Consider the following 15,651-nt stretch of genomic DNA (forward strand, 5'->3'; position numbering starts at 1 on the left):
AACTTTATGACCATTCACGGAAATCCAGGCAATAAGGTCTTCCACCCAGAAGATTTTGGTACGGCTTATGTCAATGTCAATATGATGGCAGGTATTTACGGTGGTAATACGAGTCCAGGTGCCCCCGGTTCTCTATCCTTCAAACACAATGCTTTTCGTATGTGGGGTTATTATGGATATGACAAAGGTTTCACTAGTTATGTATCTAGCAAATATCAAGGTGAAGCTGATAAACAAAACCAGGGTAGATTAGGTGATGATTTCATTATTAAGAAAGTTTCTGGAGACAAGTTCAAGACACTTGAAGAGTGGAAGAGACATTGGTATCACGATGTTAAAGCTAAAGCAGAACAAGGATTTACTGCTATTGAAATTGACGGTAAACAAATTACCAACTATACACAATTGAAAGATATTTTTGTTAAGGCAGTTGAAGAAGATTTGAAGAAACCAGATGACTTCTCTCACACTGTTACTCTTAAATCTAAGGTCTTCAAAGCCCTTCTTAAAAACACAGACGGTTTCTTTAACCAACTGTTTAAAGAAGACATTTAAATGTTTAAAATATAAAGAGGGCAGTTTTTTGCTCCCTCTGAAAAGTCATCATTTGATGGCTTTTTTCTATATAGGGTACTTGAAAGGCTATCATCGGACAAAATAAAGAAGGCATGATATAATATAAGGTAGATTTCTATGTCATAAAACAAAAAACTGTTTGAACATCATTCATTTGAGAACCCTTTATGTTCAAACGATAGTAAAATAAAATAGGGTCTCTAAACCCTTGCTACGAAAGGAAAAAAACTCAATGGCTACTATTCAATGGTTTCCTGGTCACATGTCTAAAGCGCGTCGACAGGTGCAGGAAAATTTAAAATTTGTTGATTTTGTGACGATTTTGGTGGATGCACGTTTACCTCTATCTAGTCAAAATCCTATGTTGACCAAGATTGTTGGTGACAAACCAAAACTCTTGATTTTAAACAAGGCAGACTTGGCTGATCCAGCAATGACCAAGGAATGGCGTCAGCATTTTGAATCACAGGGAATTCAGACGCTGGCTATCAACTCCAAAGAGCAAGTGACTGTAAAAGTTGTAACAGATGCGGCCAAAAAACTCATGGCTGATAAGATTGCTCGTCAGAAAGAACGTGGTATCAAGATTGAAACCTTGCGTACCATGATTATCGGGATTCCAAATGCTGGTAAATCCACTCTCATGAATCGTTTGGCTGGTAAGAAAATTGCCGTTGTCGGAAACAAACCAGGTGTTACCAAGGGACAACAATGGCTCAAAACCAATAAAGACCTGGAAATCTTGGATACACCGGGTATTCTTTGGCCTAAGTTTGAGGATGAAACTGTAGCTCTTAAGTTGGCCTTGACTGGAGCTATCAAAGACCAGTTGCTTCCTATGGACGAGGTAACCATTTTTGGTCTGAATTATTTCAAAGAACATTATCCAGAAAAGCTGGCTGAACGCTTCAAACAAATGAAAATTGAGGAAGAAGCGCCTGTTATTATTATGGATATGACCCGCGCCCTCGGTTTCCGTGACGACTATGACCGTTTTTACAGTCTCTTCGTGAAGGAAGTCCGTGATGGCAAGCTTGGTAACTATACCTTAGATACATTGGAAGACCTCGATGGCGACGATTAAAGAAATAAAAGAACTCCTTGAAACGGTCAAAGACATAGATAGCCCTATCTTTTTAGAACTCGAAAAAGATAATCGCTCTGGAGTTCAAAAGGAAATTAGCAAGCGTAAAAAAGCCATTCAGGCAGAATTGGATGAGGATCTTCGCTTGGAAGCCATGCTTTCCTATGAAAAAGAACTTTACAAGCAAGGATTGACCTTAATTGCTGGTGTTGACGAGGTCGGCCGTGGTCCTCTGGCTGGTCCTGTGGTCGCTGCAGCCGTCACCTTACCTCAAAATTGTAAGATTAAAGGTCTCAATGACAGCAAGAAAATTCCTAAAAAGAAACACCTAGAAATTTATCAAGCAGTTCAAGATAAAGCCTTGTCGATTGGAATTGGTATCATGAATAATCAGATCATCGATCAAGTCAATATCTATGAAGCAACCAAACTGGCTATGAAGGAAGCTATCTCCCAGCTCAGTCCTCAACCTGAGCACCTCCTGATAGATGCCATGAAACTGGAATTGCCCATTTCACAAACCTCCATCATCAAAGGAGATGCCAACTCCCTCTCGATCGCAGCAGCTTCCATAGTAGCCAAGGTGACCCGTGATGAATTGATGAAGGAATACGACCAGCAGTTCCCTGGCTATGATTTTGTTGCTAATGCAGGATATGGAACAGCTAAACACCTGGAAGGACTTGACAAACTAGGAGTTACCCCAATTCACCGAACCAGCTTTGAACCCGTTAAATCACTGGTTTTAGGTAAAAAAGAAAGTTAATTGAAAGGAAATACCATGGAGGAACAGTCGGAAATAGTCCGTTCTAAGAAAGAATTCGCCTTTGCATCCAGCACTATACTATCCCAAGTTGGTCGAGGAATCATTGTTGGTCTCGTTGTTGGAATTATCGTTGGATCCTTTCGTTTCTTAATTGAAAAAGGCTTCCACCTGATACAAGGACTTTATCAAGATCAAGGGCACTTATTTGTTAATTTATTTATTATCGCCCTGTTTTATCTAATCATCTGCTGGCTTAGTGCCAAACTGACACGCTCTGAAAAAGATATTAAAGGCTCAGGAATTCCTCAAGTCGAAGCCGAACTGAAAGGCCTCATGACCCTTAACTGGTGGGGCGTTCTCTGGAAAAAATATATTCTAGGAATTCTAGCTATTGCCAGCGGACTCATGCTGGGGCGTGAAGGACCAAGTATCCAACTGGGAGCAGTTGGTGGTAAAGGAATTGCCAAGTGGCTCAAATCCAGTCCAGTAGAGGAACGTTCCTTGATTGCCAGTGGTGCTGCAGCAGGACTAGCCGCTGCCTTTAATGCACCGATTGCTGGACTTCTCTTTGTGGTAGAAGAAGTCTATCATCACTTTTCACGCTTTTTCTGGGTCTCAACTCTAGCAGCCAGCATCGTAGCAAACTTTGTGTCTCTGCTCATGTTCGGTTTGACACCAGTATTGGATATGCCAGATAACATTCCTCTCATGACCCTAGATCAGTATTGGATATATCTCGTCATGGGAATTTTCCTTGGATTTTCAGGTTTTCTCTATGAGAAAGCTGTACTCAATGTTGGTCGAGTTTATGACTGGCTTGGTCAAAAAATCCATTTGGATAGAGCTTATTATCCAATTCTTGCTTTTATTCTCATCATACCAGTCGGAATCTTTTTACCCCACATCCTTGGTGGTGGAAATCAGCTTGTACTTTCCTTAACTGAGCAAGATTTTAGTTTCCAAGTTCTATTAGCTTACTTTTTAATTCGCTTTATCTGGAGCATGATTAGTTATGGAAGTGGTCTTCCAGGAGGGATTTTCCTACCTATTTTGGCTCTCGGTTCCTTGCTTGGTGCCCTAGTTGGTGTTATCTGTGTCAATCTTGGACTTGTCAGTCAAGAGCAATTCCCTATATTTATTATCCTAGGAATGAGTGGCTATTTTGGAGCTATATCAAAAGCTCCCTTAACTGCTATGATTCTGGTAACTGAGATGGTAGGAGATATTCGCAACCTCATGCCACTTGGTCTTGTCACTCTTGTTTCTTATATTATCATGGATTTGCTCAAGGGTGCACCAGTCTATGAAGTCATGCTGGAAAAAATGCTCCCAGAAGAAGTATCCAGCGAAGGAGAAGTTACACTTATCGAAATACCAGTTTCTGATAAAATTGCTGGGAAACAAGTTCATGAACTCAACTTACCACACAACGTCCTCATCACTACCCAAGTCCATAATGGTAAGAGCCAAACAGTTAACGGCTCAACTAGAATGTTTCTCGGAGATATGATTCACCTGGTTATTCCAAAAAGTGAAATTGGAAAAGTCAAAGATTTGTTGTTGTAGTGATTTTTTACATAATTTATGTTATGTAAAAAATAAACTTCTTAATTTAATATATTAGAAAACCGATTCTCAGTAATGAGATCGGTTATTCTTTACTAACAAGATGTTTAACATCAAGTAATCGAACTTTGTTGAAAATAAGACTATAATTAAGTTAGAAATGATAAAGCATAAAGCTAGAAAGGAGTTTACTGTATCAAATCTGTACAGTAAGATTAAAATCATGAAAAAGAAAACAATAGCAATTATACAATGTATTTTGTATCTCATAGCTCCTTATATAGCTCTTCAGTTATGTAGAATGAACAGAAAGTATCGTTACTGATAATCTATTTTTTATTTTCCTTATTCTGCTGACTATTTCATTCTGGTTTAGTATTTGGAAGCTAGAAAAAGCACTAGCTAATGATTCTCAATAGAAACTCCAAAGACTTAGATCTGTTTTACTCAGGTCTAAAAAATCCCACACTATCTTTCCGAAAAACTATAATTTTCTTGAAAAATATATAAGCCTATGCTATACTACTAGTAGACTTATTTATGGAGAAAATACATGAAACGTGAGATTTTACTGGAACGAATCGACAAACTAAAACAAATCATGCCCTGGTATGTTCTGGAATACTACCAATCTAAGCTGGCTGTGCCCTACAGTTTTACAACCTTGTACGAATACCTCAAGGAATACGATCGATTTTTTAGCTGGGTTTTGGAGTCTGGAATTTCAAACGCCGATAAAATGTCTGATATTTCTTTATCGGTCTTGGAAAATATGTCTAAGAAAGACATAGAATCATTCATCCTTTATCTACGTGAACGTCCTTTGCTGAATGCCAATACAACCAAGCAAGGCGTTTCCCAAACGACCATCAATCGGACCTTATCAGCTCTTTCCAGTCTTTACAAATATCTGACCGAGGAAGTTGAAAACGACCAGGGAGAACCTTATTTCTATCGAAATGTAATGAAGAAAGTTTCAACCAAGAAAAAGAAAGAAACCCTTGCTGCCAGAGCTGAAAACATCAAACAAAAGCTCTTTCTAGGTGATGAAACAGAAGGGTTTCTGACTTATATAGACCAAGATTACCCACAACAGCTCTCAAATCGAGCTCTTTCATCATTTAATAAAAATAAAGAACGTGATTTGGCCATTATTGCCCTTCTCTTGGCATCGGGTGTTCGCTTATCTGAAGCTGTTAATCTGGATCTAAGAGATCTCAATCTCAAGATGATGGTTATCGATGTCACTAGAAAAGGTGGCAAACGTGACTCTGTCAATGTCGCTGCCTTTGCTAAGCCTTATTTAGAGAATTATCTGGCCATTCGAAATCAACGCTATAAGACGGAAAAAACAGACACAGCCCTCTTTTTGACACTCTATAGAGGTGTTCCCAATCGTATTGACGCTTCCAGCGTTGAGAAAATGGTTGCTAAATACTCAGAGGACTTCAAAGTCCGTGTAACACCCCATAAACTGCGCCATACCCTAGCAACTAGACTCTATGATGCAACTAAATCTCAAGTTTTGGTCAGTCACCAGCTAGGACATGCCAGCACACAAGTCACTGACCTCTATACCCATATCGTTAATGATGAACAAAAGAATGCTCTAGATAGTTTATGAAATACATAAAATAAATTATGTAATATATGATTTTAAAAAAGAAGCTGGTCCTACAACCAACTTCTTTTTGATTTATCCAACTACCGCTTCAGCGATTTCTTCACGGCTAATACCAGCGAAATAGCGTGCAATATCAATCGTTTCTATATTTTTGAAATTCTCATTTGCCTACTACTTAATTTAACTATAGCAAAAATAATGCAGATAAGGAAGGATATTTTTGCTTGTAGGAATTCTAAAAATCAAGCTTTTCTGGATTCAAATCTCTTCATAATCACAGTTAAACGCCAACGGTAGAGAGCCCCGCTCACGATTAGACTAATAATCAAACCAATCCAGTAAGAATAAGCTCCAAAATCTGTTAGAGAGTCGAATACCATAGCTACTGGGAGTGTCACCCCCCAGTAACCAACCAAACCAAGGTAAAAAGGAATAACGGTATCCTTATACCCCCGTAAAATTCCCTGAAGCGGTGCCGCAAAGGTATCTGCTAACTGGAAGAAAAGACTATAAGTCAAAAAACATGCTGTCAAATCGATAAATTCTGGGTCGTTCCCATAAAGACTAGCCACATTTCCCCTAAAAATGTAAAGGAAAGATAAGGTGAAGGCCGCAAAAATAAGGGCTGTCCATCTTCCTAGACCAATATAGGTTTTCGCATCATCAAATCGCTTGGCTCCCACTTCATAAGACACGACTATCGCCATAGTCGATGAGATACTCATAGGAAAGGCGTACATGAGACTTGAAAAGTTCATGGCTGACTGGTGGCTAGCGATAATCAAGGACGAGAACTTAGCCATAATCAAGCCAACCACGGAAAAGATAGCTACTTCCGCGAAAACAGTTCCCCCAATAGGCAGACCTAAACGAACTCCTTCCTTGATTTTATCCATATTAAGCGGAATGCGTTTCTCAAGGTGTAAGGCTTTGAGCTTCTCCTGTTTAAATAAAACCAGAACAGAAATCCCCAGCAAGACCCAGTAAGCCAAAGAAGTTCCTAAACCAGCCCCAGCACCTCCCAGTTCTGGAACACCAAAGGCTCCGTAAATCAAGAGGTAGTTAAATCCACTATTGAGAGGAAGTAACAAAAGCATGAGGTACATGGACAGTTTGGTCAACCCCAGCGAATCCAGCAAGGAACGAATGACACTAAAGAGCAACAAGGGGATAATCCCGATAGATAAAAACCAGAGATAGCGAACCGCTACTGCTGCCACTGGTACTTCTAGTCCGATATGATTTAAAACGGGTGGTGCCAGGAAAACTACCATCCCCAGCAAGACCACAGATAGACCCAAGGCCAGATAGATGAATTGGTAAAAATCAGACGCAACTTCTTCCTTTTTTCCTCGTCCAAGATGGTGACCAATGATGGGCACCAAGGCCGACACAATCCCTGTCAGAAATGTAAAGAAAGGATTCCAGATACTGGTTGCCATAGACACACCAGCCAAGTCCATAGTATTGTATTGACCTGTCATTGCAGTGTCAACAAAAGAGGCAGAATAATTGGCAAATTGGTAGATCAGGATTGGGAAGAAAATTTTTAAAAATAATACTAACTTCTCTCGTAAACACTTTGTCTTATACATACTTCTCTTTCTATTCTGATTTATCTAAACCAAAGAGTTTCAGACCATAGTTTTTCAAACTTAGCGGAGGATTATTAGATTTTGAAGTAGTATGCCAACACGCACATGTTCGACAATAATAGCTTCTAACTAAACCTCCATTATCATATTGAACCGCATGGTCAGCTTTTTCTTTAGTTTCATATTGAATTTTAGAACGATTAGATGCGGGACAGTAAATTCCGCTATTAGATTTTGCTTTTCTCTCCCTACGTTTTCGAAAATAATTCATATTCCAACTCCTATCAAGCTTGATAGACAATTTGTCCCTTACAGATTGTATATTTAACCTGCCCTTTTAAGGTTTCACCGATGAATGGTGAATTAGCTGCTTTAGAAGCAAATTGGGAGTCCACAAGGCGGTCAGCCTTAGCATCAAAAATAGTGATGTCCGCTGGACCATTCTCAGCCAAGTAACCTGCTTCAAAGTTGTAAAGCTTGGATGGGTTGTATGTCATTTTTTCAAGTAATTCCATCAAGCTCAACTCACCAGTTTCCACCAAATAAGTCAAACCGAGAGATAGAGATGTTTCTAAGCCAGTCATACCAGATGGTGCCTTAGTAATATCCTCAACATTTTTTTCATCTGCATGATGAGGTGCGTGGTCAGTCGCGATAACTGTGATGACACCTGATTTAAGACCTTCGATAACAGCACGACGGTCTGATTCCAAACGAAGTGGCGGATTCATCTTAGCATTGCTTCCTTGTGTCAAAAGGAGCGCTTCAGTCTTAGAAAAATGCTGTGGCGCTACTTCTGCTGTGACTTGCGCACCCAATCCTTGAGCAAACTCAACTACTTTAACACTTTCTTCTTTAGACAAGTGCTGGATGTGAACGTGAGCCTTGGTCGCATAGGCAATCATGACATCACGCGCCATCATAGCATACTCAGCCACCCCGGTCGCACCGCAGATATGGAAATGTTCTTTAGCAATATTTTCGTTAAAGCCAAGAACACCGTTCAAACCTGGATCTTCCTCATGAAGACTAATAAAGGTATTGAGTTTTTTGGCTTCCTCCATGGCTTCCTTGACAACTTTACTACTTTCAAGCGGAATACCGTCATCAGAAAAACCAACCGCACCAGCTTCTAAGAGTGCCTTGAAGTCTGTCAAATCTTGGCCATTAAAATTCTTAGTAATGGTCGCAACCGTCTTGACATGAATCTTTTCCTTGGCAGCTGACTGGAGAACTTCTTGCAGGGTTTCTACATCTGAAATGGTTGGACTAGTATTGGCCATCATAACAACCGTGGTAAAACCACCTGCAGCGGCTGCTAGGGCACCAGTATGAATGTCTTCTTTATGGGTTTGACCAGGTTCACGGAAATGAACATGGATGTCAACCAAGCCAGGAGCAACTACAAGACCAGTAGCATCAAGCACCTCTACCTCTGCTCCTTCTTCTTTAATCTCAGGCGCAATTTTGATAATTTTCCCATCTTGAATTAAGACATCACACACTTGATCCAAACCAGACTTGGGATCCATTACACGACCATTTTTGATTAGTAGCATCTGCTTTCTCCTTTATTCATAGAAATCAACTTGAGTATCCAACAATTTATCCCCATCATAAACAAACTTGGCTGAAAAGAAGGGTTTATCCTCTAAAAGCCACTCAACAAAGGTATGGTCACCTTCCCAAGTCGGCTTGCTCAAAACCTCATCATAGGGAACCCATTCCAGCGTTCCCTCGTTGCAGTCAATCAAGTCGCCCTCAAACTCTGTCACCTTAAAAACATAGGTGTACCAGTCTAAATCTGGTGTAAATTCAGGAAAAGTGATGACACCTTTTAGAACTGGCTTGGCTTTGAGCCCTGTTTCCTCAAGGATTTCACGCGCTGCACATTCCTGAGGCGTCTCACCACGCTCTAGCTTACCACCCACACCAATCCATTTCCCTTCATGGACATCATTTGGCTTCTTATTACGGTGGAGCATGAGCAGTTCTTTCCCATTATCAATGTAGCAAATTGTCGCTAACTGAGGCATATTTTCTCCTTATCTAAGCCAATCGATTGGCTCTTGTCCTGTCTCTTTTAAGAATGCATTGGCCTTGGAAAAAGGTTTGGAACCCCAAAATCCTCTATAAACCGACAAAGGACTGGGATGGGCTGATTCGATAACCAGGTGATGAGGATTGGTAACCAAGGTCTTCTTCTTGCGTGCATAAGCTCCCCAGAGTACAAAAACAACTGGTCTATCTAAATGATTAACCACCTGAATCACAGCATCCGTAAAAGGCTCCCATATCTGCCCAGCATGACCATTGGCCTGACCAGCAGGAACCGTCAAGCAAGCATTGAGAAGCAAGACTCCTTGCTCAGCCCAAGACGTTAAATCATGAGATTTCTTGACTCCGATGTCATCTGCTAATTCTTTCAAGATATTTTGCAAGGATGGCGGAGCTGGGATAGAGTCAGGAACAGAAAAACTCAAGCCCTGCGCTTGACCTGGCCCGTGATAGGGATCTTGCCCTAGAATCACCACCTTAACTTCTTCAAGCGGTGTTGTCAAGAGAGCCTGAAAAACCTTTTCTTTGGGCGGATAAATAGTTTCCTGAGTATAGACCTGCTCCATAAACTGATTGATTTTCCCGAAATAACCTTCAGGCAATTGCGCCTTAATCAAAGCATGCCAAGACGAGTGTTCCATAGCCGACTCCTTCATTTTTACTGCCTCTATTATAGCAAAAAGTGGCTTTCTAAACCACTTTTTACAGTTTATCTAAGCAATCCAGCAAGTCTTGATAAGAATGGACTTCGTAGGTTGGCTGGGCTTGTGTGTGATTTTCGAGGTGATGAGGGTTGTACCAAATCGTATCAATTCCAGCATTATTGCCACCTTGAATGTCGGCGGTTAGGGAATCTCCAATCATTAGGACTTTTTCTTTATTAAATCCAGCAATCTGTTGGCCAATCTTTTCATAAAAGAGAGCATCAGGCTTTTGTGTTTGCAATTGTTCAGAGATAAAGACTTGATTAAAATAAGGTGCCAGATCAGATTGAGCCAAACGTCCCGTCTGAATAGCAGTAATCCCATTTGTCGCAGCATATAAGTCATAATCACGCTCGATGAGACTATCTAAAAGTTCATGAGCACCTGAAAAAGCTTGCCCTTGCTGGGATAGGTAAAACTGGTAACGTTGGGCTAGAAAACTACCGTCTTTTCCCTGTCCAAAATGAGCAAATAAACGAGAAAAGCGCGTGTTAACCAGCTCTGGTTTACTGATTTTCTTTTGCTCCAAGTCCTTCCAGAGAGCCTTGTTCATAGGAACATAATAGTCTTTATAAGCCTGAATATCTGCAACCCCTTCTTCTTTTAGAAGTTGCGTCAAAGCCACATCCTCAGCAGTATCAAAATCAAGCAAGGTGTGGTCAAGGTCAAAAAGTAGAAATTTGTAGGACAATTTGGTGTTTTCCTTTCTAAGATAAACAACTTTCACTTCAGTCATCTGTTCAATATAAAAACTTAAAAGTGGTATAGTATCACAAAGAATAATAGTTCCAATTGATTAACTACCCCATACTATTCTAGTGAATTATAGAAATATCTCCTATAAATTCGAGCAATAGTTAAAATACATACAAATATGATTCCCAAAATCGATAATACTATTTTCACAAAACTCATTTCCGAACCCATGACATATATATGGAAAAGAGGGGCTAGTCCTACACATATATACAAAAGATAATTTATAAAGTTTATTTCACCAAATCCTGCAAAAAAATGTTTCATTTTGAATATTCCAATTTTACCTTTCGTCTTAATAATCCACTAACAACTCTATTGACTTCTCTTTTTTTTGAAAAATCTTGACAACAAATTTACTCCACTTAATGCTACTAAGACTTCAATGGGCAAAAAATAGTAATCCCATATCAAATGAGAAATCAGCAAGGTTAAAAATAGTATACAGTCAATATAACTATTCTGAAAATACTCTGTAATTACATAATACAGAAACACCACAACCATCAAAATTAAAATAACCATCATAATACTATCATCCTGTTCTTAATTTATTGTCACTTTTTCCATCCCATTCCATTCATCAATAGCATTAAAAAATCCAATCAAGAAATGACTACCCACTCACTAACGCTATTTCCAAAATTTAATTTTTGGGGGGATTTAGTAACCCAATACCAATTAGCAATACACCTAATATAAATAAAAGTATTTCCCAAAATTTATTCTCAGTTTTAATAAAAGGTATAAGATACATACTAACCAATATGGAACTTACCCCTAAAGGAGCAAAAACCACTCTGACTCTATCACTTAGTTTAAACATATTTAATTCCCCATAAAATAAGCAAGGGCTACGTTTACTGTAACATTCCCCCGTCTTTATGTAGAGATAATCCCCCATCAAGACACCTCATCTCTTCTTACTCAATAGCAACATAATTATTTGGTGATACGAGTTTCATAAGATTTCTCCTCTTTAACGTTGCATGGTTAGGATAGTTTCCTAACAGGTAATCGTCAACTTTGTTTATAGTACTTTGTTACCTAGATAAGATATCCTTTCTCTACCTGATTTGATTTTAAAGAGAACTAAGATTTAACCATATCTATCTCACTTCTTATTTTTAAATAATTCATACTCTTTTTCTCTGATAAAGGGAAGTGAGAAATTAGAAAAAATTAGTAGAATTGAAAATAGGTATCCATCTTTTTGCATTGCTAAAACATAGCCTAAAAATATATAGACAATCAAATCTAGTACAAAAAGAGAAAATATCCTCCTTTTCATTACCTTACTTGTCTTAAAGATTCTGTTTAATAGAATCTTTATCGTAGTATCTACACAAATTTTTATCAAAAAGATAAGAGTCAATACACGATTAGCAACTGTACCATGAAGAATAAATGGAAATATAGTTAATATAAAACTAGAAATCTCTAAATATTTTATCCGAGGAGATTGAGACATCTTACTTTTAAACTGACTGATTTTCCTATACTCACTAGCTAATCTAGTATCAAAATCTTTACCAATTTTATTAAAGATTAAAAACTCCAGGATAAAAATACTGATTAATACGATATAAGTAGAAACCTTTCCTGGGAAATATTTATTGATTAAAATCGGGAAACTCATTAACAGAATCGAATTTATGGCTAGACAGATAGATACTATTTTATTTTTAACTGAATATATAGGGAGCGATACTATCGAATAGAGAAACGCTAAAAAAATAAGCAAGAAATACTCTGTGCTGCTAATTAGCGGCGCCCTTAATGATAAAAATAGATAGGCACCCCACACGATGATATGCGCTTTACGAATTGACTCTAGATTACTCATCAACCTACTCCTAAATCTATTTTTAGTTCACATTCTCTTTCCAACAAGTCATAAACGTTTCATGATATTTCTTTCTTCTACATTAGATAAAGTCGAAATACATTGTTAACAAATGAAAATATAATGATAAGGCTTTCTTTTACTTTAGACTACCATAAAACAAGGAATCTTTCAACAAAATTCATTGGCAAACTACTACTCTAGAAGATTGTTAGCCCAAATCTTTCAGAATAGAACAATCCTAACTATCGAATACCCTAACTTCATAAATATCTATGTAATTCTAGACCTAGAATTCCTATAAATTAGATGTTTTCGCACTATTCTAAGCCATTGATTGCCTTAAATTTTAATTTTTAAAGAATTCTAAAGCTAGAATAAGAATAGTCCCATCACAATCAGTTTTGATTGATTCACAATTTAGAAACACTATAGCTTTACTCCTGTTAAAATAAAAAGGAACTGCATAAAGCAATCCCTTTCTGATTTTAAAATCATTTACTTAACATTTTATAGTTGAGATAATCAATAGCTCACCTATAAAAAGAGTTATAGTAAAATTCCTTATTTATTGATTTCAAGCTCCGCCAACTGTGTTTGAATAACTGACAGTTCTGCACCAGCCTGAAGAAGAGCAGCTGCAGTATAGGCACCTTCTACAATTGGAACCCTATTGATGATGATACTTTTATCACTGAAATCAACCACCATTTCTAAGTTCATTTTAGCAGAACCTAGGTCAAAAAAAGCTAATAAAGTATCTGCTGGATTTTCGGAAACAACCCTATCTACTTGATCAAAACTTGTTCCAATTCCTCCGTCCTCGGTTCCTCCTACATAAGTAATCGGAACATCTTTAGCTACTTCACTAATCAGTTCAACAACACCTTGTGCAATGTGTTTGGAATGTGAAACGATAACAAGACCAATACTTCCCATTAAACCACCCCAGTTTCTAAAAGAGCAGTAAAGAGTAATCCTGATGAGAATGATCCAGGGTCAATATGTCCAAGAGAACGTTCTCCTACATAAGATGCCCTTCCTTTAGTTGCAAGTAAATCTTTGGTAGCATTCACCACCTTATCAATAACCTCTTGAGTCAATTGACCAGCAGACAAGGCAGCAATAACAGGAGTCCAAACATCAACCATTGTCTTTTCTCCAACTTCTGCTTTCCCACGTTTGACAATCATATCCAGACCACTTTGTAAGATTTCTTCTAATTTAGAATGAGAATCAGCCTTGGCCATGCCCATAAAAGCAGAGCCATACAAGGGACCAGAAGCACCGCCTACCTTACTCAGTAGTTGCATTGAGACAAGCTTAAACACATCACTGCTGGTCTCAAATTGCTTTCCTTCTAAGTTTTCCATAACTGCAGCCATTCCACGCGCCATATTTCCTCCGTGGTCTCCATCTCCTATAGGAGTGTCTAACTCACTAAGGTAATCTTTCTGTTCTTGAATCTTTTCATTAAAAAGCTTCATCCATTCAAGAGTTTGTTCAACATTCATGCGACATTTCCTCCTTGAGTTTTACCAAGCTGGTGTAGTAACAGGTGCATTTAGAGCATCCAACCACTCATCATCTGCCAATCGAATCAATGTTAATGATAATCCAGCCATATCAATTGATGTCATATAGTTTCCAATTTTCTTAAATGCCAACTCAACACCTTTTTCATGGAGTAATTTAGCCACATCATTTGCAAATACGTATTGTTCCATAAGAGGAGTGTTTCCTAAACCATTGATGAGAAGGCCATAGCGTTCACCAGCTTTAAGTTGGAAACCTTCAGATAGTTTTTCAACCAATTCTGAGGCCAATTGTGCTGAAGGTTGCATTTTCTCTTTTTTATATCCTGGCTCACCATGAATACCAACTCCATATTCAAATTCATCATCTTCTAGAACAAAACCTGGTTTCCCAACCTCAGGAACGGTTGCTCCAGATAGGGCCAGCCCAATTGTTTTAATTTCTAAGACAAGTTTGTCGGCCAAGTCCTTCATTTCAGATAATGATTTACCAGAACGAGCTGCATCACCCAAAATTTTATGGACTAATATAGTACCTGCAACACCTCGACGGCCTTGGGTATAGAGACTATTTTCAACAGCAATATCATCATCAACCACAACACTTGCTACATCAATACCTTCCATTTCAGCAAGTTCTTGTGCAATTTCAAAGTTCATAATGTCACCAGAATAGTTTTTGATGACCATGAAAACTCCAGCACCTTCATCAGCTGCCTTGATGGCTTCTAAAACTTGGTCCGGAGTAGGTGAAGTGAAGACTGCTCCACAAATGGCAGCAGACAACATTCCATCTCCTACAAATCCAGCATGACTTGGTTCATGTCCTGAACCTCCACCTGAAATGAGACCAACTTTTCCTGTCTTTTCTGCCTTTCTAACGATGACATCAAAACCATCTAAGCGTTCTACCAAGTCATCATGCATGAATGACAATCCCTGCAACATTTCATCAACAACTTGTGTCGGTTCATTTATAATTTTTTTCATGAGAAACTCCTTTCGGCTTCTACCTTTGTTTTCGCTTTCATTATATATTTTTTATTGCTGGATGATAAGGGACAGATTCTATTATTTGTCCCCTTTTAAACCCGTTTAAAACATTTTTTTGGTAAAATGAAGTAAGTAAAAGAAAGGCTTCCTATGGCATCATCACTTATTACAAAAAAACGAATTGCCAAGGCATTTAGAGACCTATTAGCTACTAGAGAATTTGACAAAATCTCCATTGTAGATATCATGGAATCAGCTGGCATTCGTAGACAGACCTTTTACAATCACTTTCTTGACAAATATGAACTACTAGACTGGATATTTGAAAATGACTTAACCGAGTATATCACCAATAACTTGGACTTCATTTCGGGCCAAAAACTATTACAAGAATTATTTTTTTATTTCGAACAAGAGCGTGACTTTTATATTCAACTTTTTGATATTCAAGGGCAAAATAACTTCTATGACCAATTTATCAGCTACTGTCGCTTGCTTGTATCAAAAATTTTAAGAGAATACGGTCAGATTGATATCGATTCATCTGC

At 38.3% G+C, this 15,651-nt stretch carries 18 protein-coding genes and 1 pseudogene; 6 read left to right on the forward strand and 13 right to left on the reverse strand.

Going from position 1 to position 15,651, the window contains the following annotated elements; all coding sequences use genetic code 11:
* The 5 genes from WKI42_RS06285 to xerS all read left to right on the forward strand — a co-directional run.
* The coding region (locus WKI42_RS06285) for a ZmpA/ZmpB/ZmpC family metallo-endopeptidase (protein ID WP_368081461.1) at nt 1-555 on the forward strand (555 nt) is incomplete at its 5' end.
* A 253-nt stretch (nt 556-808) separates the two neighbouring features.
* Nucleotides 809-1,660: a ribosome biogenesis GTPase YlqF gene (ylqF, locus tag WKI42_RS06290; RefSeq protein ID WP_368081462.1), complete on the forward strand. Its 852-nt coding sequence runs from the start codon at nt 809-811 to the stop codon at nt 1,658-1,660.
* Entirely contained in the window at nt 1,647-2,426 is a 780-nt protein-coding gene (locus WKI42_RS06295; protein WP_368081463.1) for a ribonuclease HII, read from the forward strand. Before ylqF ends, WKI42_RS06295 begins: the two co-directional genes overlap by 14 nt.
* Nucleotides 2,427-2,441: 15 nt before the next feature.
* A complete protein-coding gene (locus WKI42_RS06300; RefSeq protein ID WP_173307055.1) occupies nt 2,442-3,992 on the forward strand; it encodes a ClC family H(+)/Cl(-) exchange transporter in 1,551 nt (516 codons plus the stop codon).
* A 553-nt stretch (nt 3,993-4,545) separates the two neighbouring features.
* Nucleotides 4,546-5,616, forward strand: coding sequence for a tyrosine recombinase XerS (gene xerS, locus WKI42_RS06305; RefSeq protein ID WP_172935046.1), 1,071 nt, complete (start codon nt 4,546-4,548; stop codon nt 5,614-5,616).
* 72 nt (nt 5,617-5,688) lie between these two features.
* Here xerS and WKI42_RS06310 read toward each other — a convergent pair.
* The 13 genes and pseudogenes from WKI42_RS06310 to dhaK form a co-directional block, all read right to left on the reverse strand.
* A pseudogene (locus tag WKI42_RS06310) lies at nt 5,689-5,769 on the reverse strand (lipoate protein ligase C-terminal domain-containing protein); the annotation flags it as partial.
* Between the two features lie 89 nt (nt 5,770-5,858).
* Nucleotides 5,859-7,211 carry a sodium-coupled multidrug efflux MATE transporter PdrM gene (gene pdrM / locus WKI42_RS06315; RefSeq protein WP_172935047.1) on the reverse strand — a complete coding sequence of 451 codons (1,353 nt, stop codon included), beginning with the start codon at nt 7,209-7,211 and terminating at the stop codon, nt 5,859-5,861.
* A 10-nt stretch (nt 7,212-7,221) separates the two neighbouring features.
* Nucleotides 7,222-7,482, reverse strand: coding sequence for a hypothetical protein (locus WKI42_RS06320; protein WP_001105920.1), 261 nt, complete (start codon nt 7,480-7,482; stop codon nt 7,222-7,224).
* 13 nt (nt 7,483-7,495) lie between these two features.
* Nucleotides 7,496-8,770: a dihydroorotase gene (locus WKI42_RS06325; RefSeq protein ID WP_368081464.1), complete on the reverse strand. Its 1,275-nt coding sequence runs from the start codon at nt 8,768-8,770 to the stop codon at nt 7,496-7,498.
* 12 nt (nt 8,771-8,782) lie between these two features.
* Nucleotides 8,783-9,247, reverse strand: a complete 465-nt coding sequence (locus WKI42_RS06330; protein WP_001135768.1) for an NUDIX hydrolase — start codon at nt 9,245-9,247, stop codon at nt 8,783-8,785.
* Between the two features lie 9 nt (nt 9,248-9,256).
* Complete coding sequence (locus WKI42_RS06335) at nt 9,257-9,910, reverse strand: uracil-DNA glycosylase (protein ID WP_368081465.1); 654 nt, start codon at nt 9,908-9,910, stop codon at nt 9,257-9,259.
* Nucleotides 9,911-9,971: 61 nt separating this feature from the next.
* A complete protein-coding gene (locus tag WKI42_RS06340; protein ID WP_368081466.1) occupies nt 9,972-10,664 on the reverse strand; it encodes a YjjG family noncanonical pyrimidine nucleotidase in 693 nt (230 codons plus the stop codon).
* A 119-nt stretch (nt 10,665-10,783) separates the two neighbouring features.
* Nucleotides 10,784-10,996, reverse strand: a complete 213-nt coding sequence (locus tag WKI42_RS06345; RefSeq protein WP_368081467.1) for a hypothetical protein — start codon at nt 10,994-10,996, stop codon at nt 10,784-10,786.
* A 48-nt stretch (nt 10,997-11,044) separates the two neighbouring features.
* A complete protein-coding gene (locus tag WKI42_RS06350; RefSeq protein WP_050253036.1) occupies nt 11,045-11,257 on the reverse strand; it encodes a hypothetical protein in 213 nt (70 codons plus the stop codon).
* Between the two features lie 586 nt (nt 11,258-11,843).
* The gene (locus WKI42_RS06355; RefSeq protein ID WP_261024764.1) at nt 11,844-12,575 is read right to left on the reverse strand and encodes a hypothetical protein; all 732 of its coding nucleotides are present in this window, start codon (nt 12,573-12,575) and stop codon (nt 11,844-11,846) included.
* Nucleotides 12,576-13,139: 564 nt separating this feature from the next.
* Nucleotides 13,140-13,514, reverse strand: coding sequence for a dihydroxyacetone kinase phosphoryl donor subunit DhaM (gene dhaM / locus WKI42_RS06360; protein ID WP_368081468.1), 375 nt, complete (start codon nt 13,512-13,514; stop codon nt 13,140-13,142).
* Complete coding sequence (gene dhaL, locus WKI42_RS06365) at nt 13,514-14,089, reverse strand: dihydroxyacetone kinase subunit DhaL (protein WP_368081469.1); 576 nt, start codon at nt 14,087-14,089, stop codon at nt 13,514-13,516. Before dhaL ends, dhaM begins: the two co-directional genes overlap by 1 nt.
* Before the next feature lie 21 nt (nt 14,090-14,110).
* Complete coding sequence (gene dhaK, locus WKI42_RS06370) at nt 14,111-15,100, reverse strand: dihydroxyacetone kinase subunit DhaK (RefSeq protein ID WP_368081470.1); 990 nt, start codon at nt 15,098-15,100, stop codon at nt 14,111-14,113.
* A 153-nt stretch (nt 15,101-15,253) separates the two neighbouring features.
* Here dhaK and dhaS point away from each other — a divergent pair.
* On the forward strand, nt 15,254-15,651 hold a 398-nt coding region (dhaS, locus tag WKI42_RS06375; RefSeq protein WP_368081471.1), incomplete at its 3' end, for a dihydroxyacetone kinase transcriptional activator DhaS.

Source organism: Streptococcus pseudopneumoniae, from assembly GCF_038148935.1.
Taxonomy (GTDB): Bacteria; Bacillota; Bacilli; order Lactobacillales; family Streptococcaceae; genus Streptococcus; species Streptococcus pseudopneumoniae_U.